This is a genomic window from Curtobacterium sp. VKM Ac-2884 (assembly GCF_015350945.1).
Taxonomy (GTDB): Bacteria; Actinomycetota; Actinomycetes; order Actinomycetales; family Microbacteriaceae; genus Curtobacterium.
Map to the genome: position 1 here is coordinate 322,920 of NZ_JADKSA010000003.1, position 18,403 is coordinate 341,322.

Below are 18,403 nucleotides of genomic sequence, written 5' to 3' on the forward strand. Positions count from 1 at the left end.
GCGTCACGGACGCGGGCCGTGCCTCCGTCTGTCGGTACCGTTGGTCCGTGCCCCGCTTCCTCGTCGTCCTCGATGCCGATTCCACCCTCCTCGAGGACGAGGTGATCGAACTCCTCGCCGACACCGCCGGGACCCGGCCACAGGTCGCAGCGATCACGGAGCGCGCCATGCGCGGGGAGATCGACTTCGCCGAGAGCCTCCGGGAGCGGGTCGCGACCCTGGCGGGCCTCCCGGTCGACGTCTTCCGACGCGCACAGCAGGCGGTCCGCGTGACGCGGGGTGCCGACCAACTCGTCCGCGGCGTGCACGCCGCCGGTGGGACCGTCGGTGTCGTGTCCGGCGGGTTCCACGAGGTCCTCGACCCGTTCGCCGAGCAGCTCGGTCTCGACCACTGCCGGGCGAACCGGCTCGAGGTGGCCGACGGCGAGCTGACCGGCCGTGTGCTCGGCGACGTCGTGGACGCGCACGCCAAGGCCGTCGCCCTGCGGGAGTGGGCCGATGCCGACGGCGTGGACGCGGTCCGCACCGTCGCGATCGGTGACGGGGCGAACGACCTCGAGATGATGCGCGTCGCCGCCCTGTCGGTGGCGTTCGACGCGAAGCCGCGCGTGCGGGAGCAGGCGGACGTCGCCGTCGTGGACCGCGACCTGTCCGCCGTGCTCGCGACGCTCGGCCTGCGCGGCTGACGCTCCGCCGATCCTCGTAGCCGAGTCTCGCGCAGGGCGACACTGCTCGGCCCGCGCGGCCCGAGCAGTGCCGCTCAGGCCGAGACTCGGGCGGGTCAGGCCGAGACTCGGGGCTAGTGGCCCATGCCGAGGCCGCCGTCGACCGGGATGATCGCGCCGGAGACGTAGCCGGCCCCGTCGCTCGCCAGGAACAGCGTGGCGTCGGCGACGTCGTCGACCGTGCCGTACCGGGCAGCCGGGATCGCCTTCTTGAACTCGGCCTGCAGCTCGTCGGACAGCGCCGCCGTCATGTCGGTCTGGATGAACCCGGGCGCGACGACGTTGGCGGTGATGCCGCGCGAGCCGAGTTCGCGGGTGATCGACCGGGCCATGCCGACCAGGGCTGCCTTCGACGACGCGTAGTTGACCTGGCCGATCTGCCCGTAGGCGCCGACGACACTCGACATGAGCACGATGCGGCCGAACTTCGCCTTCATCATGCCCTTGGTGGCGCGCTTCACGACCCGGAACGTGCCGGTCAGGTTGGTGTCGACGACGCTCGTGAAGTCGTCCTCGGACATGCGGAGCAGCAGCTGGTCGTTCGTGATGCCGGCGTTGGCCACGAGCACCTCGATCGAACCGAGCTGGGCTTCGACCTGCGTGAAGGCAGCGTCCACCGAGGCCGTGTCGGTGATGTCGGCCTGCACGGTGAGGGCCCCTTCGGGTCCGCCCTGTCCGCTGCGCGACGTGACCGCGACGCGGTGTCCGGCGGCGACGAAACGCTCGGCGAGGGCGTGGCCGATGCCGCGGTTGCCGCCGGTGATCAGGACGGTACGGGGGGTGCTCATAGTCGCTCCGTTCGGTGGTGGTGTGCGGTCGTGTCGTGCCGACGGGTCGGCGGACACGCCCGGACGAGCGTAGCGGAGCCAGCACCGCAACCCGTTCGCGCGCGGCGCACCCACGATCGGCCCCGGAGGCTTAGGCTGGACCACGGGTAGACGGAGACCATCTGTATGAAGAGCACGCACACCAGCATCACCACGCTCCCGGATTCGCCGGAGCTGGACCGGGCGCACCGCCTGTCCCGCTACGTGTGGCAGATGGCGATCCGCGTCGTCCTCTTCGTCGTGGCCGTGCTCGTCTACTCCATCTGGCACTCCTGGATCGCCGTCGTGCCGATCGTCCTCGCCGCAGTGATCCCCTGGGTCGCCGTCATCGTCGCGAACGCGGGCAGCCGGACCGAGAGTGACATGATCTCGCCCGCCGGTGCCATGCAGCTCTACGACGCGGTCGACCCGGGCCTCCGCGAGCAGCAGGAAGAGGACCGGACCCAGGCCTACCGCGACGAGCAGGACCGCCTCCGGCAGCAGGCCCAGCACGCGCAGGACGAGTGGCAGCGCAACGGCGACCGCTCGAAGATGTGGGGGCACCGCTGATGGGCGCGACCTTCGACCTGCACACCGAACCGGGCTCGACCCCCGTCTGCTCCCGGGCTGGCTGCTCCAACACGGCAGCCTGGCGGGTGAACTGGCGCAACCCCCGGATCCACTCCGCCGACCGCGTGAAGATCTGGGCCGCGTGCGAGGAGCACCGCGACTTCCTCGCCGACTACCTCCGGTCCCGCACCTTCCCGGTGCGCGTCACCGGCATGCACGAGGACGTCGACCGGCTCGACGACGAACGCGACCCGGCCTCGTCGCCGAAGAACGACGTCGGGGTGCGCTCCGCCGGCACCGGTCGATGACCGACGACTTCGACCCGCACTCCCGGTACGGCCGGAAGCACGCAGCCAAGCTGCAGCGCGCCGCCGACCACGCCCGTCGCTCCGTGCCGGACGATGAACGCCGCACCCAGGAGGACCCGGACGAGCCCTTCGTCGGATGGCACTTCGTCCGGAGTCGCCGCTGGCTGGGGTACTTCGCGATCGCCGTGGCCTTCGCGATCGTCTGCGCCCTGTTCGGCATGTGGCAGTGGGACCGCCGCAACGAAGCGGTGCGCCAGAACGAGCAGGTCGCCCAGAACTACGACCACACCCCGGTTCCCCTCGACCAGGCGCTGCCGACGGCGTCGAGCTGGCAGGACGAGCAGGAGTGGCTCCGCGTCTCCGTCACGGGTCGCTACGACATCGACGCGCAGCTGCTCGTCCGCAACCGCGTGCACAACGGCCAGCCCGGCTTCGAGGTCCTCACCCCCCTGGTCACCGACGACGGCCGCGCGTTCATCGTCGACCGCGGCTGGGTCCCCACCGGCAACGCGCAGGACGCCCCCGACCACGTGCCCGCTCCCCCGTCCGGCGAGGTGACGGCGATCGTCCGCCTGCAGCAGAGCGAACCCCGGATCCCCGGCCGCACCGACCCCGCGCACACCGACCAGGTGCAGTCGGTGACACTGGCGGACGTCGCGAAGAAGGTCGACACCCCCATCTGGACCGGCGCGTACGGCGAGCTCGCCTCCGAGTCCCCCGCCCCGACCGAGGCGCGCCCGCTCGGCTGGGAGCGCCCCACTGCCGACACTGGCCTGCACCTGAGCTACTTCATCCAGTGGTTCCTGTTCGCGGCCGGCGGCTTCGGGTTCCTGGCGTACGTGATGGTGCAGGAGTACCGGAACCTCAACCAGGACGACCCGGAAGAACGCGAACGCGCCCAGGAGCGGCAGCGCCGCAAGGACGCCAAGCCCAAGACCGACGCCGAGATCGAGGACGACCTGATCGCGTCCCGCCGCTGACGATCGCGCTCGTATGCGCGCGTCGCCGCACCGTGCGCACCTCGTAACCCCGGGCGCGCTTCCGCGCACCGTGCCCCACTGCAAGCGCGCACCCAGCCCACAACGCCGCACCGGACGGCGAACCCGGCACCGTGCGGACGGGAGGCCCGGCGCACGACCGGCACCGCGCCTCCAGGCCGCACCGTGCGCACCTCGCAACCCCGTGCGCGCTTCCGCGCACCGTGCCCCACTGCAAGCGCGCACCCAGCCCACAACGCCGCACCGGACGGCGAACCCGGCACCGTGCGGACAGGCTCCGCCTGGCCGCCCGGCTGCCCTGCCGACCGACCGATGTCAGGCGAGCTCGATGAGCTCCGCGTAGTCCTTGTTCCAGTGGTCCTCGGTGCCGTCCGGCAGCAGCAGCACGCGCTCGGGGTTGAGCGCCTCGACGGCACCGGCGTCGTGCGACACCAGGACGACCGCGCCCTCGAACCCGGCGAGGGCATTGAGGATCTCCTCGCGCGACGCCGGGTCCAGGTTGTTCGTCGGCTCGTCGAGCAGCAGCACGTTCGCCCCGGAGACCACGATCATCGCGAGCGACAGTCGGGTCTTCTCGCCACCGGACAGGACCCCGGCCTTCTTGTAGCCGTCGTCGCCGGTGAACAGGAAGGATCCGAGCACGCGACGGGCCTCGGTCTCGTTGAGGTCGGTCGACGCCGACACCATGTTCTCGATCACGGTGCGGTTGATGTCGATGTTCTCGTGCTCCTGCGCGTAGTACCCGATGCGCAGGCCGTGGCCGGGCTGGATCTCACCGGTGTCGGGCAGGTCGGCGCCCGCCAGGATCCGGAGCAGCGTCGTCTTGCCGGCACCGTTGAACCCGAGGATGACGACGCGCGAACCGCGGTCGATCGCCAGGTCCACGCCCGCGAAGATCTCGAGCGACCCGTAGGACTTCGACAGCCCCTCGGCCATGAGCGGCGTGCGGCCGCAGGGGGCCGGCGTGGGGAAGCGGATCTTGGCGACCCGGTCGGCGACCCGCTCGTCCTCGAGACCTGCGAGCAGCTTGTCGGCACGCGCGACCATCTGGTGCGCCGCGGCGGCCTTCGAGGCCTTCGCACCGAACCGAGCGGCCTGGTCCTTCAACGTCGCGGCCTTCTTCTCGGCGCCGGCGCGCTCCTTGCGGCGACGCTCCTCGTCGGCGACGCGCTGCCGCTGGTAGAGCTTCCAGCCCATGTTGTAGATGTCGATGGTCTGGCGGTTGGCGTCGAGGTAGAACACGCGGTTGACGACCTCTTCCACGAGCTCGACGTCGTGGGAGATGATGATGACGCCGCCGGGGTAGGTCTTCAGGTGCTCACGCAGCCACACGACCGAGTCGGCGTCGAGGTGGTTCGTGGGCTCGTCGAGGATCATCGTCTCGGCGTCCGAGAACAGGATCCGCGCGAGCTCGATGCGACGACGCTGACCGCCGGACAGGGTCTTGAGCTGCTGGTCGAGGATGCGGTCCGGCAGCTTGAGGTTCGACGCGATCGACGCCGCCTCGGCCTCGGCCGCGTAGCCGCCGAGCGCGTTGAACTGGTCGTCGAGCCGGCTGTACCGGCGCATCGCCTTCTCGGCGACGGCGGTGTCCTCGCTCGCCATGTCGAGCGTGGCGAGGCGGATGCCCTCCACGAGTTCACCGAGCCCGCGGGCGTCGAGGATGCGCTTGCGCGCGGTCTCCTCCGGGTCGCCGGAGCGCGGGTCCTGCGGCAGGTAGCCGATCTCCCCGCCGCGGTCGATCGTGCCGCCGTTCGGCTGGGTCTCGCCCGCGAGGGCCTTGGTCATCGTCGTCTTCCCCGCGCCGTTGCGGCCGACGAGTCCGATCTTGTCACCCTTCTCGACACGGAAGGACACGTCTTCCATGAGGAGACGAGCTCCGACGCGGATCTCGAGTTCGTGCACGGCAAGCACAGTGGACGTCCAATCAGTTGGTGGGTTTGCACAACGACGTGTGCGTGAGGTGCACCGCTACGCTGACGGGACCGATGGTTCCGAACGGGACCAGCAGTCCATTCTAGGAGAATCCATGACGAACGCCACCGGGTTCGCTCCCCGCGCAGTCCTCGCCGACCGTCTGCGGACGCACGGGCTGGCCACGAACGCCGCCCTCGTCGCCGGCGGAGCCCTGTTCACCGCTGCGATGGCACAGCTCGAGGTCCCGATGTGGCCGGTCCCGATCACCGGGCAGACGCTCGCCGTCGTCCTCGTCGGCGCGACCCTGGGTGCCCGACGCGGCATGCTCTCGCTGCTCGTCTACGCCGTCGCCGGCCTCGCGGGCGCACCGTTCTTCGCCGACATGACCGGCGGCCTGCACGCCCTGGCCGTGCCGAGCTTCGGCTACGTCATCGGGTTCATCCCCGCCGCGGGCGTCGTCGGCTGGCTGGCTCGCCGCAACTGGGACCGGCACTTCGGGCGCGCAGCCGTCGCGATGCTGCTCGCCAGTGCCATCCCGTTCGTGACCGGTCTGCCGTACCTGGCGGTCGTGCTCGGGCAGCTCGGCGCACCGAACGACCTGCAGTCGGTGCTCGCTGCTGGCCTGTACCCGTTCATCGTCGGTGGGATCGCGAAGGCGCTCATCGCCGCGGGCATCGTGCCGCTCGCGTGGAAGGCGCTCGGCCGCCGCTGACGCGCGGCGCGCTCGTCGTCGACACGGTCGACACGCCCGGCTCCGGCGGCCGGGGTTCCGATGTCTCGGAACCCCGGCCGCTTCTGCGTGCGTCTGTGGAACCTCGGCGAACGTGAGTGGCGTGTCGCGCCCCGCGCGCGGCGCGACCACGGACAGCCGGGAGGCCCGGTGCCAGCTGGCACCGGGCCTCCCGTCTGCGATGTGGTCGCGACTAGATCGCGAACCCGAGCGCGCGCATCATCTCGCGCCCGTCGTCGGTGATCCGCTCCGGACCCCACGGCGGCATCCAGACCCAGTTGATGCGGAAGGCGTCCACAATGCCGTCGAGCGCGTTCGCGGTGTCGCCCTCGATGACGTCGGTGAGTGGGCAGCCGGCACTCGTCAGCGTCATGCTGATCACGAGCGCCGAGGCTTCGTCGTCCCAGGCCAGGTCGTAGATCAGGCCGAGGTCGACGATGTTGACGCCGAGCTCCGGGTCCTGGACCTCCTTCAGGCCCTCGACGACCTCGTCGAACTTCTCCGGTGCGAGTGCCGCGATCATCAGGCCTGCGCCTCTGCGGCGGACGCCGCCGCGGCCTGCACGTAGCGGTCGTAGCCCTCGTTCTCGAGGCGGTCGGCCAGCTCCGGGCCACCCTGCTCGGCGACCTTGCCCGCGACGAACACGTGCACGAAGTCCGGCTTGATGTAGCGGAGGATGCGCGTGTAGTGCGTGATGAGCAGCACGCCCAGGCCGGTCGCGGCCTTGGCGCGGTTGACGCCCTCGGACACGATCTTCAGCGCGTCGACGTCGAGGCCGGAGTCGGTCTCGTCGAGCACGGCGAAGCGGGGCTTGAGGAGCTCGAGCTGCATGATCTCGTGGCGCTTCTTCTCGCCACCGGAGAAGCCCTCGTTGACGTTGCGCTCGGCGAACGACGAGTCCATCTTGAGGTCGGCCATCGACTGGCGGAGCTCCTTGATCCAGCCGCGGAGGGCCGGGGCCTCGCCGTCGATCGCCGTCTTGGCGGTGCGGAGGAAGTTCGACACCGTCACGCCGGGGATCTCGACCGGGTACTGCATCGCCAGGAACATGCCGGCACGGGCGCGCTCGTCGACGCTCATCGCGAGGACGTCCTCGCCGTCGAGGGTGATCGAGCCACCGACGACGTTGTACCGGGGGTGCCCGGCGATCGTGTACGCCAGCGTGGACTTGCCGGAGCCGTTCGGCCCCATGATCGCGTGGATCTCGCCCTCGTTGATCGTGAGGTCGACACCCTTGAGGATCTCCTTGGTGCCCTGATCGGTGTCGATCGAGACCTGGAGGTCGCGGATTTCCAGAGTGGACATTGCGTGGGTTCCTTCGGTTTTCTGTCGTGTCGCGGACGGGCCGCGGAAAGTGTGGGGGCCGGGAGGCGGAGTCAGTCGACGGGGACGGGATCGTGCACGTCGACGTAGACGTCGCCCTCGCGCACCTCGACCCGGAACACCGGGACGGGCTCGTACGCCGGGAAGTTCTGCGGCTTCCCCGTGGCGAGCGAGAAGCGGGAGCCGTGGGCCCAGCACTCGAGCGTGTCGCCCTCGATGAACCCCTCGGCCAGCGAGATGTCCCCGTGGGTGCAGGTGTCGCCGATGGCGTGCACGGTGCCGGACGAGTCCTTCACGATGGCCACCGCGGTGCCGTCGACGACGGCGCGCATGGGGCTGTCCACCGCGATCTCGGACTCCGCGCAGACCTTCGTGGGCATCAGGCGTCGGCCTCCGCCGGCGCGACGATCACCGAGCGGCCCTCGGCGAGCTCCTGCTCGACTGCGGCGATGAGTCGTTCCTCGAGCTCGGGCGCACCGATCTTCTGGATGACCTCGACCAGGAAGCCGAGCACGACGAGCCGACGCGCTTCTTCCTCGGGGATGCCGCGGGCCTGCAGGTAGAACAGCTGCTCGTCGTCGAAGCGACCGGTCGCACTCGCGTGGCCGGCGCCCTCGATGTTGCCCGTCTCGATCTCGAGGTTCGGGATGCTGTCGGCACGGGTGCCGTCGGTCAGCACGAGGTTGCGGTTCTGCTCGTACGAGTCGGTGCCGTCACCGGCACGACCGATGAGCACGTCACCGATCCACACGGTGTGCGCGCCCTTGCCCTGCAGCGCACCCTTGTAGTTGACCCGACCGCGCGTGTTCGGCGCGTCGTGGTTCACGTAGACCTGCTGCTCGATGTACTGACCGGCGTCGGCGAAGTACACGCCGTACATCTCGGTGTCGGCACCCTGCGCACCGAGGTGCGTCGAGGGGTTGACCCGGATGACGTCGCCGCCGAGCGAGACCACGACGTGCTTCAGGAAGGCGTCGCGGCCGACCTCGGCGAAGTGCGTCGAGACGTGCACCGCGTCGTCGTCCCAGTCCTGCAGGCTGACGACGGTCAGGCGTGCACCGTCCTGCACGACGATCTCGATGTTCTCGCTGAGCAGTGCGCTGCCGCGGTTGTCGAGCACGACGATGCCCTGGGCGTGCGGCTCGGCCGTGATGACCGTGTGCGCCGCGCGGGGCTGCGTGCCGAAGTCGGAACGCGTGATGTTGATGAACTCGTGCGCCTCGGTCGCCGTGATGGTGACGGCGAGGACGGCGTCGCGCGCCGTCCACGCAGCGGCCGCTGCACGGTCCTCGGGCAGACCGGCGGTCCCGACGCGGGGGTCGTCGCTGCGACCCCACTCGACGTCGGCACCGTCGGACTGGCGGGCGAGGAACCGGTAGGCGGATCCGTCGAGACCGCCGTCGAGGAGCGGCTGGAGCTTCGCCAGGGGCGCGAACTTCCAGTTGACCTCTCGGCCGGTGACGGTCGGGAACGCCTCGAGGTCGCCGGACTGGAACCGCTCGGAGCGGGTCTGGACCGGGATCTTCTTGTCCGGGGCGTCCCAGCCGCCGTCGGAGTGGGCTCCGGCGCCGTGCTGTTCGGCACCCTGGGCGGGTGCCGTGGGCTCGATCGGCTGGTCGATGTGGGGAGGGGTGGTGCTGGACATCTAGCCGACGGATCCTTCCATGCTCATCTCGATGAGCTTGTTGAGTTCGAGCGCGTACTCCATCGGGAGCTCGCGGGCGATCGGCTCGATGAAGCCACGGACGATCATCGCCATCGCTTCGTCCTCGGCCATGCCGCGGGACATCAGGTAGAAGAGCTGCTCCTCGCTCACGCGCGAGACCGTGGCCTCGTGCCCGAGCTGGACGTCGTCGACGCGGATGTCGATCGCCGGGTACGTGTCGCTCCGGCTGATCGTGTCGACGAGCAGCGCGTCACACCGCACGGTGTTCGCCGCGTGGTGGGCCGCCGGGTCCACCCGGACCTCGCCGCGGTAGCCGGCACGACCACCGCCACGGGCGATCGACTTCGAGACGATCGACGACGTCGTGTACGGCGCCATGTGGATCATCTTCGCGCCGGCGTCCTGGTGCTGGCCGGGGCCGGCGAACGCGACGGACAGGGTCTCGCCCTTGGCGTGCTCACCGGCGAGGTAGATCGACGGGTACTTCATCGTCACCTTGGAGCCGATGTTGCCGTCGATCCACTCCATCGTGGCGCCCTCGTGCGCGATCGCACGCTTGGTCACGAGGTTGTAGACGTTGTTCGACCAGTTCTGGATCGTCGTGTAGCGAACGCGGGCGTTCTTCTTCACGATGATCTCGACGACGGCCGAGTGCAGCGAGTCCGACTTGTAGATCGGGGCGGTGCAGCCCTCGATGTAGTGGACGTAGGAGTCCTCGTCCGCGATGATCAGCGTCCGCTCGAACTGGCCCATGTTCTCGGTGTTGATCCGGAAGTAGGCCTGGAGCGGGATCTCGACGTGGACGCCCTTGGGGACGTAGACGAACGAGCCGCCCGACCACACTGCCGTGTTCAGCGCGGCGAACTTGTTGTCGCCGGCCGGAATGACGGTGCCGAAGTACTCCTGGAAGAGCTCGGGGTGCTCGCGGAGCGCGGTGTCGGTGTCCATGAAGATGACACCCTGCTGCTCCAGGTCCTCGCGGATCTGGTGGTACACGACCTCGGACTCGTACTGCGCGGCGACACCGGCGACGAGGCGCTGGCGCTCGGCCTCGGGGATGCCGAGCTTCTCGTAGGTCGCGCGGATGTCCTCGGGGAGGTCCTCCCACGACTGCGCCTGCTTCTCGGTCGAGCGCACGAAGTACTTGATGTTGTCGAAGTCGATGCCCGTCAGGTCGGCACCCCACGTCGGCATCGGCTTGCGGCCGAAGAGCTGCAGGCCCTTGAGCCGGTTCTTGAGCATCCACTCGGGCTCGTGCTTGAGGTTCGAGATGTCGGTGACGACCTCGTCCGAGACCCCACGGCGGGCCGAGGCCCCGGCCGAGTCGGAGTCGGACCAGCCGAACTCGTATTGCCCGAGCCCTTCGAGCTCGGGACGGTCGATGAGCACGTCGGACATGGTCTCCTCGTTTCCTTCTCGCGGGGCAGCGTCTTCAGGTGTGAACCCGTGGCGTCTGGACGCCATTCCACCGCAGACCGCCGACAGGCGGACACGGTGCTGCTCCCTCGCAACGACAATGGTTCCACGCAGTCCCTGGATCGATCGGCGATCTCGGCCCATTCGGAGCCGGCGCCTGCCTAGACTTGACTGCTGCTGAACCCTCGAATCCTACAGGTTCACTGCACGGAACAACAGAAAGGCACCACCCTCGTGACTCGCGTCGGACCCCCCGTCGACCAGGATCTCCGGACCGCACGGTGGTGGTCGCTCCCCCGGGTCGTCGACCGCCGGGTCATCGCGCTGGCGTGGGCCTCGTTCGTGGTCGAGGTCGTGTTGATCGGCACCGGCGGCCTCGTCCGCCTGACCGCGTCGGGCCTCGGATGCCCCACTTGGCCCAAGTGCACGGCCGATTCACTGGTCTCGACACCCGAGATGGGCATCCACGGGATCATCGAGTTCGGCAACCGACTGCTCACCTTCGTGCTCGTCATCGTGGCGATCGCGATGTTCCTGGCGGTCGTCCGGATGCTCCGCACGCGCCCCGAACTGTTCTGGCTCGCGTTCGCTCAGGGCGTCGCGATCCCGGTCCAGGCCGTCATCGGTGGGCTCAGCGTGCTCACGAACCTCAACCCGTTCGTCGTCGGGCTGCACTTCGTCGTGTCCGCCGCCCTGACATCGGTCACCGCGGCCCTGGTCTACCGGACGATGCACGGGCCCCGAACCAGCCACCGCCTCGTGCCCGGCTGGTACACCGGCGTCGTCCGCGGCACCGTCGCCGCCGTCGTGGTCACCGTGCTCGTCGGCATCCTGACGACCGGCAGCGGCCCGCACGCCGGTGCCGACGAGGCCGTCGACGGCGGGATGCTGCACCGGACGGGATTCGACCCCGCGGTCATGGAACACGTGCACGCCTGGCCTGCGTACGCCCTGTTCGCGCTGACCCTCGTGCTCGTCGTCGGCGCCGTCCGGCTCCGGATCTCGAGCAAGTGGGCACTGTTGCTCCTCGTCGTCGAGTTCCTGCAGATCGCCGTCGGCCTGACCCAGGCCCGCACCGGCCTGCCCGTCGGGCTGGTGGGCACGCACATGGTGCTCGCCGGCCTGCTCGTCGGGGCCACCACGGCGGTCGTGCTCGCCACGCGCGCCAGCGCTGGCCGCGAGGCCGTGCGCGAACCACTCGACGCCGCCTGACGCCCGGGCGCGTCGCACGCGCGCACCCGTCTCCGACACCGGTTCTGCGACACCCCACGAGTCGATCGACTCGTGGGGTGTCGTTCGTTGCACACGCATCGGGTGCGTACGCACGGCCCGACAGTCCACGCGACGATCGACCGGTGGACCGTCGCAGAACGCGTGCGCCCCGCGCCCACGCACGCACAGGGCGGCCAGGAGGCCCGTGGCGGGGCCGCCACGCCCCTCCCGGCCGCCTGGTGGGCACGTCCACGGCCGCGCAAGGTCCCGCACTGACCCGCAACGACGTCCTCGACGTCGTACGACGTCGAGGACGTCGCAACCCCGCGCCCGCAACCGTTGCGCACGCGCACCGACGACGAAGGCGACGTCGCACGACATCGAACTCGTCGTACGACGTCGCCAGCGGCGACGCGCAGCGCTTAGAAGGTGAAGACCTGCGGCAGCAGCGGGTCGATGCCCACGGCGATGAAGAGCAGCGTCAGGTACGTGATCGAGCTGTGGAACACCCGCATCGGCTGCACGTGCTCGACGTGCTGGATCGCTCGCGAGTACAGCCGGTGCGACTCGACGACGAACCAGATGCCACCGGCCAGTGCGACCACGGTGTACAGCGGGCCCATGTGCGCAACGGGGATGAGCAGGAGCGAGCAGACGAGCGTCGCCCAGGCGTAGAGCACGACCTGCAGGCCGACCACGGTGCGTCCGCGGACCACGGCGAGCATCGGGACGTCGGCGGCGTCGTAGTCGTCGCGGTACTTCATCGACAGCGGCCAGTAGTGCGGCGGCGTCCAGAGGAAGATCACCATGAACAGGATGACCGGGGCCCAGGTGAGCGACCCGGTGACGCCCGCCCAGCCGATGAGCACGGGCATGCAGCCGGCCGAGCCGCCCCACACGATGTTCTGCGGAGTGCGGCGCTTGAGCCACAGCGTGTAGACGAACACGTAGATGAGGATCGCGATGACGCTCAGGGCCGCGGCGAGCCAGTTCACCAGGAACCCGAGCACCGCCGTCGACAGGACGCCGAGGATCCACGAGAACACGAGGGCTTCGCGGTCCGAGAGCTCACCGGTCACCAGCGGGCGGGTGCTCGTCCGCTTCATCAGGCGGTCGATGTCACGGTCGATGTAGCAGTTGAAGGCCGACGCCGAACCGGCGGACATCGCGCCGCCGAGCATCGTCCAGAACACGAGCCAGAGGTCCGGCACACCACGCTCGGCCAGGAACATGGTCGGCGCGGTGGTCACGAGCAGCAGCTCCATGACCCGCGGTTTGGTCAACGAGACGTACGCACGGACCTTGCGGGACAGCGTCGATCGGGGTCGATCGGTGTCGGGCCTGGTCACGGTGGCAGTCGGCAAGGGAACCTCAGTCTGTTCGCATCAGCTCGCACACTCGGTGGACGACTGCGGCGGCGTCCGGGCATGCGCTGACCCGGAATGTCCACGGGTCGTCGACAGTTTACGTGATGGAAGCGCCGCGATGATGCCCCGCTCGCCCATCCCGGTCACGACGACGGACCACGGACGCCCGACTGCGGAGCACGACACGCCCGGCGGACAGGCGCCCGGGTGACCCGACTCGTGAACATCGGGCGTCACCTGAACCCCTTCTGAGTGGCTGGTCACTATGCTGGACCTGCCCTCCCGCAGTGCGCGCCCCGATGACGTCGGTCGCGATGAGCCGGTCGGCCGCCGCTAGACGGCGACACGACTCGGCCCCGGGATGGCCACATGTCCGTGCGATGGCACGAGCCCTCGCACATGTCGCATCAAGAAGGGTCAACATCCAAGTGGCTGAATTCACCTGGGACGCCATCGACCGGAAGGCCGTCGACACGGCCCGCGTTCTCGCCGCCGACTCGGTCGAGGCCGCCGGCAACGGTCACCCCGGCACCGCGATGAGCCTCGCGCCGCTCGCACACCTGCTCTTCCAGAAGGTGATGCGTCGCGACCCGAGCGACTCCACCTGGATCGGCCGCGACCGCTTCATCCTCTCCGCCGGTCACGCCTCGATCCTGCAGTACGTGCAGTTCTACCTGCACGGCTACGGCCTCGAGCTCGACGACCTGCAGCACCTGCGCAAGTGGGGCTCGAAGACCCCGGGTCACCCGGAGTACGGCCACACCGACGGTGTCGAGATCACGACCGGCCCGCTCGGCCAGGGCCTCGCGTCCTCGGTCGGCTTCGCCTACGCCCAGCGCTTCGAGCGCGGCCTGTTCGACCCGGAGACCCCGGCCGGCCAGTCGCCGTTCGACCACTTCACCTACGTGATCGCCGGTGACGGCGACATGCAGGAGGGCGTGACGAACGAGGCGGGCTCGCTCGCCGGCCGCCAGCAGCTCGGCAACCTGATCGCGTTCTACGACTCGAACCAGATCTCGATCGAGGACAACACCGACATCGCGTTCTCGGAGAGCGTCCCCGAGCGCTACGAGGCGCTCGGTTGGCACGTCCAGATCGTCGACTGGAAGAAGACCGGCGAGTACTCCGAGGACGCCGTGGAGCTCCACGCCGCGATCGAGGCCGCCCAGCAGGTCACCGACAAGCCGTCGCTCATCGTCCTCAAGACGATCATCGGCTGGCCGTCGCCGACCAAGCAGAACTCCGGCAAGATCCACGGTTCGGCGCTCGGCGCCGACGAGATCAAGGGCCTCAAGGAGGTCCTCGGCTTCGACACGTCGAAGACCTTCGAGGTCGCCCCCGAGGTCCTCGAGTACACCCGCGGCGCCGTCGCGAAGGGCCAGGCGCAGCACGCCGAGTGGCAGAAGACCTTCGACGCGTGGGCTGCTGCCAACGCCGACAAGAAGGCGCTGTTCGACCGCGTCAACGCCAAGGAGCTCCCCGCGGACCTCGAGGCAGCACTGCCGGTCTTCCCGGCCGACAAGGCCGTCTCGACCCGCGCCGCCTCCGGCAAGGTCATCAACGCCATCGCGCCGCTGATGCCCGAGTTCTGGGGTGGCTCGGCCGACCTCGCCGAGTCGAACCTCACCACGATCGAGGGCGCCAAGTCCTTCGGTCCGGCCGAGGCCTCGACGTCGACGTGGAGCACCGACCCGTACGGCCGCGTGCTGCACTTCGGCATCCGCGAGCACGCCATGGGCTCGATCCTCAACGGCATCGTGCTGCACGGGAACACCCGCCCCTTCGGCGGCACGTTCCTGATCTTCAGCGACTACATGCGTCCGGCAGTCCGTCTCGCCGCGCTCATGGGCGCCCCGGCGATCTACGTCTGGACCCACGACTCCGTCGCCCTCGGCGAGGACGGCCCGACGCACCAGCCGATCGAGCAGGTCTCGTCGCTCCGTGCGATCCCGGGTCTCGACGTGGTCCGCCCCGCCGACGCCAACGAGGTCGCGTACGCCTGGCTCGAGATGCTCAAGCACACCGACCGCCCGGCCGGCATCGCGCTGAGCCGTCAGAACCTGCCGGTGTTCGAGCGTGGCGAGGGCGACGCCTCCGGTGAGGTCTTCGCTTCGGCGAAGAACGTCGCCAAGGGTGCGTACATCCTGGCCGAGGCGCCGAACGGCACCCCGGACGTGATCCTCATCGCGACCGGTTCCGAGGTCCAGATCGCCGTCGAGGCCCGTGAGCAGCTCAAGGGCGAGGGCATCAACGCCCGCGTCGTGAGCGCACCGTCCATCGAGTGGTTCCGCGCCCAGTCCGAGAACTACCAGGACCAGGTGCTGCCGAAGGACGTCACCGCTCGCGTGTCGGTCGAGGCCGGCATCGCCATGAGCTGGCGCGACATCGTCGGCGACAAGGGCCGCAGCGTCTCGATCGAGCACTTCGGTGCCTCGGCCGACTACCAGACGCTCTTCAAGGAGTTCGGCTTCACGACGGAACACGTCGTGGCCGCCGCGAAGGAATCCATCGCGGCTTCCTGACCCGCAGGGGCCGGGTCCGGTTCGCCGGATCCGGCCCTTCTGCCGGGAGGCGCGGTTCGGCTCCGCCACGCGCCCCCGCTCCCCCAGACCCCGGCCATCAGGCCGATGAAGGAAAGAAGAGAAACACATGGCTGAGAACACCCCCACTGCCGCCCTCTCCGCGGTCGGCGTGAGCATCTGGCTCGACGACCTGTCCCGCGAGCTCCTCGAGACCGGTGCGCTCACCGACCTCATCGCGCAGAAGAACGTCGTCGGCGTGACCACCAACCCGACGATCTTCGCGTCGGCCCTCGCCAAGGGCGAGCGCTACGACGCCCAGGTCAAGGAGCTGGCCGCTGCCGGCACCGACGTGACCGAGGCGATCTTCGAGATCACCACGCAGGACGTCGCCAACGCGTCCGATGTCTTCAAGCCGATCTACGACGAGACCAAGGGCTTCGACGGCCGCGTCTCGATCGAGGTCGAGCCGGGTCTCGCGCACGAGACCGCCAAGACCATCGAGCAGGCCAAGTTCCTGTTCGAGAAGGTCGGCAAGGAGAACGTCCTCATCAAGATCCCGGCAACGGTCGAGGGCCTCGAGGCCATCACCGAGGTCATCGGCGCGGGCATCTCGGTGAACGTCACCCTGATCTTCTCGCTCGAGCGCTACCGCGCCGTCATCGACGCGTACCTCGGTGGGCTCGAGAAGGCCAAGGCCGCCGGCCACGACCTGTCGAAGATCCACTCGGTCGCGTCGTTCTTCGTGTCGCGCGTCGACTCCGAGATCGACAAGCGCCTGGACGCCGTCGGCACCGACGAGGCCAAGGCCCTGAAGTCGAAGGCCGGCATCGCCAACGCGCAGCTCGCCTACCAGGTCTGGACCGAGGCGTTCGCCTCCGAGCGCGCCCTCGGCCTGCTCGAGGCCGGTGCGAACACGCAGCGTCCGCTCTGGGCCTCGACCGGCGTCAAGGACCCGTCGCTGCCCGACACGCTCTACGTGACCGAGCTCGCCGCACCGAACACCGTGAACACGATGCCGGGCAAGACGCTCGACGCCACGTTCGACCACGGTGAGATCCACGGCGACGCCATCGCCGGCACCTTCGACGCCGCGCAGCAGGTCCTCGACCAGCTCGCCGCGCAGGGCATCGACTACGACGACGTCGTGGCGCTGCTCGAGAAGGAGGGCGTGGACAAGTTCAACGTCTCGTGGGGCGAGCTCGTCGACACCGTGAAGACCGCGCTCGAGGGCGCCAAGTAGTGACGGTTTCCATCGCTGCCAGCGGCGATGCCGCGCGGGCCATCGACTCGGTGGTCCCGCGGCTCGTCGCTGACCTGGTGGCCTCGGGCATCACCGCCCAGGACCCCGAGCTGTGGGGACCGGACGCCGAGGCCGAGGCGTCCAAGCGCCTCGGCTGGGTGGAGGCCGTCTCGGTCTCCCGCCCGCTCGTCGCCCAGATCACCGCGCTGCGCGAGTCGCTCCGTGCCGAAGGGGTCGACCACGTCGTCCTCGCCGGCATGGGCGGCTCGTCGCTCGCGCCGGAGGTCATCACGCGCACCGCTGGCGTCCCGCTGACGGTGCTCGACTCGACCGACCCCGCGCAGGTCCGCGCCGCCGTCACGACGGACCTCGAGCGCACCGTGCTCGTCGTCTCGTCGAAGTCCGGCTCCACGCTCGAGACCGACTCCCAGCGCCGCGTCTACGAGCAGGCGTTCCGCGACGCGGGCATCGACCCCACGGGCCGCATCGTCGTCGTCACCGACCCGGGCTCCGCGCTCGAGGCCGCCGCGATCGACGCCGGCTACCGGGTCTTCACCGCCGACCCGACCGTCGGCGGCCGCTACTCGGCCCTCACCGCGTTCGGGCTGGTGCCCTCCGGTCTCGCCGGAGCGGACATCGCCGAGCTGCTGGACGAGGCCGACGCCATCTCCGCGCTGCTGTCGGTCGACCTCGACGAGAACCCCGGGCTCGTGCTCGGTGCGGTCCTCGCCGGCACCGACCCGCTGCGCTCCACGATCGCGATCGTGCCGGACGGCACCCACATCGTCGGGTTCGGCGACTGGGCGGAGCAGCTGATCGCGGAGTCGACCGGCAAGAGCGGACGTGGCCTGCTGCCCGTCGTGCTGCACGCCGACTCCCCCGAGGTCTCCGCAGCCCTGCCGGACGTCCAGGTCATCCGCCTGGTCGGTTCGCGCGAGGACGAGCGCCACGTCGCCGAGGGCGAGGTCGAGATCACCGGGACGCTCGGTGGTCAGATCCTCGTCTGGGAGTACGCCGTCGCGGTCGCCGGGCGGTTGCTCGGCATCGACCCGTTCGACCAGCCCGACGTCGAGGCCGCCAAGGTCGCGACCCGTGCGCTGCTCGACGACCGTCCCGCGCCTGCGGACCCCGCGTTCACCGAGGACGGCATCGCCGTCTCCGCGACGCCCGGACTGCCGGTCGGGACGACGCTCGCAGAAGCCGTGACGGGCCTCCTGTCCGAACTGGACGCCACTGGCTACGTGGCGGTGCAGGCGTACGTCGACCGCACCACGAACCGTGACCTCGAGACGCTCCGCGACGCCCTGGCGGCGCGCACGCGTCGGCCGGTCACCTTCGGGTACGGCCCGCGGTTCCTGCACTCGACCGGGCAGTACCACAAGGGCGGACCCGCCACGGGAGTGTTCCTGCAGATCGTGGCGGACGAACCGGACGACCTGGCGATCCCGGGCCGGCCGTTCACGTTCGGCCAGCTCCTCCAGGCCCAGGCAGCCGGTGACGCGAGTGTCCTCGCGCAGCACGGCCGCCCGGTCCTCACCCTCACGACGTCGGACGTGCGCGCCGCCACCGCGGCCATCGCCTCCGCCGTCTCCCACTGACTCGT

General features: G+C 69.7%; 17 protein-coding genes. 9 read left to right on the plus strand and 8 right to left on the minus strand.

What is annotated here, in order from left to right; genetic code table 11:
• Positions 1–47 precede the first annotated feature (47 nt).
• Entirely contained in the window at positions 48–686 is a 639-nt protein-coding gene (serB, locus tag ITJ60_RS09890; RefSeq protein WP_194647804.1) for a phosphoserine phosphatase SerB, read from the plus strand.
• Positions 687–799: 113 nt separating this feature from the next.
• Here serB and fabG read toward each other — a convergent pair whose 3' ends face one another.
• Positions 800–1,513 carry a 3-oxoacyl-ACP reductase FabG gene (gene fabG, locus ITJ60_RS09895; protein WP_194647805.1) on the minus strand — a complete coding sequence of 238 codons (714 nt, stop codon included), beginning with the start codon at positions 1,511–1,513 and terminating at the stop codon, positions 800–802.
• A 165-nt stretch (positions 1,514–1,678) separates the two neighbouring features.
• Here fabG and ITJ60_RS09900 point away from each other — a divergent pair, with 165 nt between their 5' ends.
• Genes ITJ60_RS09900 through ITJ60_RS09910 form a run of 3 tightly spaced genes read left to right on the plus strand, consistent with a single transcriptional unit; the run spans position 1,679 to position 3,389 of the window.
• On the plus strand, positions 1,679–2,101 hold the full coding sequence (locus tag ITJ60_RS09900) for a DUF3099 domain-containing protein (RefSeq protein WP_194647806.1): 423 nt from the start codon (positions 1,679–1,681) through the stop codon (positions 2,099–2,101).
• Positions 2,101–2,409, plus strand: a complete 309-nt coding sequence (locus tag ITJ60_RS09905) for a hypothetical protein (RefSeq protein ID WP_374102059.1) — start codon at positions 2,101–2,103, stop codon at positions 2,407–2,409. Before ITJ60_RS09900 ends, ITJ60_RS09905 begins: the two co-directional genes overlap by 1 nt.
• Entirely contained in the window at positions 2,406–3,389 is a 984-nt protein-coding gene (locus ITJ60_RS09910) for an SURF1 family protein (protein ID WP_194647807.1), read from the plus strand. The genes ITJ60_RS09905 and ITJ60_RS09910 overlap by 4 nt, the downstream gene beginning before the upstream one ends.
• A 333-nt stretch (positions 3,390–3,722) precedes the next feature.
• Here ITJ60_RS09910 and ITJ60_RS09915 read toward each other — a convergent pair whose 3' ends face one another.
• Positions 3,723–5,321, minus strand: a complete 1,599-nt coding sequence (locus tag ITJ60_RS09915; RefSeq protein ID WP_159571247.1) for an ABC-F family ATP-binding cassette domain-containing protein — start codon at positions 5,319–5,321, stop codon at positions 3,723–3,725.
• A gap of 115 nt (positions 5,322–5,436) precedes the next feature.
• Here ITJ60_RS09915 and ITJ60_RS09920 point away from each other — a divergent pair, with 115 nt between their 5' ends.
• Entirely contained in the window at positions 5,437–6,036 is a 600-nt protein-coding gene (locus tag ITJ60_RS09920; RefSeq protein WP_194647808.1) for a biotin transporter BioY, read from the plus strand.
• 211 nt (positions 6,037–6,247) lie between these two features.
• Here the strand turns inward: ITJ60_RS09920 and ITJ60_RS09925 are convergent, their stop codons facing one another.
• The 5 genes from ITJ60_RS09925 to sufB form a co-directional block, all read right to left on the minus strand.
• Positions 6,248–6,577, minus strand: a complete 330-nt coding sequence (locus ITJ60_RS09925) for a metal-sulfur cluster assembly factor (protein ID WP_111083972.1) — start codon at positions 6,575–6,577, stop codon at positions 6,248–6,250.
• Positions 6,577–7,359 (minus strand): Fe-S cluster assembly ATPase SufC, encoded by a 783-nt coding sequence (gene sufC, locus ITJ60_RS09930; protein ID WP_111083971.1) that lies wholly within the window; start codon positions 7,357–7,359, stop codon positions 6,577–6,579. The genes ITJ60_RS09925 and sufC overlap by 1 nt, the downstream gene beginning before the upstream one ends.
• A 71-nt stretch (positions 7,360–7,430) precedes the next feature.
• Entirely contained in the window at positions 7,431–7,757 is a 327-nt protein-coding gene (locus ITJ60_RS09935) for a non-heme iron oxygenase ferredoxin subunit (protein ID WP_111083970.1), read from the minus strand.
• Entirely contained in the window at positions 7,757–9,022 is a 1,266-nt protein-coding gene (gene sufD, locus ITJ60_RS09940; RefSeq protein ID WP_228510011.1) for a Fe-S cluster assembly protein SufD, read from the minus strand. The genes ITJ60_RS09935 and sufD overlap by 1 nt, the downstream gene beginning before the upstream one ends.
• Complete coding sequence (sufB, locus tag ITJ60_RS09945) at positions 9,023–10,441, minus strand: Fe-S cluster assembly protein SufB (RefSeq protein ID WP_111083968.1); 1,419 nt, start codon at positions 10,439–10,441, stop codon at positions 9,023–9,025.
• Between the two features lie 252 nt (positions 10,442–10,693).
• On the opposite strand from sufB, the gene ITJ60_RS09950 reads away from it, so the two are divergent.
• On the plus strand, positions 10,694–11,671 hold the full coding sequence (locus tag ITJ60_RS09950; RefSeq protein WP_111083967.1) for a COX15/CtaA family protein: 978 nt from the start codon (positions 10,694–10,696) through the stop codon (positions 11,669–11,671).
• A 422-nt stretch (positions 11,672–12,093) separates the two neighbouring features.
• Here ITJ60_RS09950 and ITJ60_RS09955 read toward each other — a convergent pair whose 3' ends face one another.
• A complete protein-coding gene (locus tag ITJ60_RS09955) occupies positions 12,094–13,020 on the minus strand; it encodes a heme o synthase (protein WP_111083966.1) in 927 nt (308 codons plus the stop codon).
• Between the two features lie 446 nt (positions 13,021–13,466).
• On the opposite strand from ITJ60_RS09955, the gene tkt reads away from it, so the two are divergent.
• From tkt to ITJ60_RS09970, 3 genes are all read left to right on the plus strand, one after another.
• A complete protein-coding gene (gene tkt / locus ITJ60_RS09960; RefSeq protein WP_194647809.1) occupies positions 13,467–15,560 on the plus strand; it encodes a transketolase in 2,094 nt (697 codons plus the stop codon).
• Positions 15,561–15,687: 127 nt separating this feature from the next.
• Entirely contained in the window at positions 15,688–16,800 is a 1,113-nt protein-coding gene (gene tal / locus ITJ60_RS09965) for a transaldolase (RefSeq protein WP_194647810.1), read from the plus strand.
• The gene (locus ITJ60_RS09970) at positions 16,800–18,398 is read left to right on the plus strand and encodes a glucose-6-phosphate isomerase (protein WP_194647811.1); all 1,599 of its coding nucleotides are present in this window, start codon (positions 16,800–16,802) and stop codon (positions 18,396–18,398) included. The genes tal and ITJ60_RS09970 overlap by 1 nt, the downstream gene beginning before the upstream one ends.
• The last annotated feature ends 5 nt before the right edge of the window (positions 18,399–18,403 follow it).